The sequence below is a fragment of the Erwinia sp. PME.40.26/001 genome (genome assembly GCF_055556675.1).
This window is the reverse complement of the sequence record NZ_JBVHNP010000068.1, coordinates 1-324: the sequence shown is the minus strand read 5'-3', so window position 1 is coordinate 324 and position 324 is coordinate 1. Positions and strand designations below refer to the sequence as shown.

Here is a 324-nt window from a genome sequence, read left to right as displayed (position 1 = left end):
CTCGCCGATGCCCCGCGCGAGCGGATCGGCGAGCTGCAGGAGGGGCGGCGGTTGCTCGGCATCCCGCGCGCTCCCCGCATCGTCGACCGCGGGCGCGCGTGGCACCTGGGTGTGCTGCTCCTCACCGACGACGCCGTCCTCGCGACCGGCGACATCGTGCGCTCCCGGGCGGAGGTGCGCCGGGGGTTCGCGGCCGAGTCGCAGCGGCGTCGTGCCGAGCTCGCGGCCGCCGCTCACCGCGGCGGCGTGCCCGAGGGGGAGACGGTGCACATCGGGTGGCATCCGCTCGATCTCTCCGCTCTGCAGGACCGGTCGGCGCCGCTC

General features: G+C 77.2%; 1 protein-coding gene. It reads left to right on the top strand.

Going from position 1 to position 324, the window contains the following annotated elements; all coding sequences use genetic code 11:
- A partial coding sequence (locus ACZ3HG_RS23260) for a hypothetical protein (RefSeq protein ID WP_465334678.1) occupies positions 1–324 on the top strand: 324 nt, incomplete at both ends.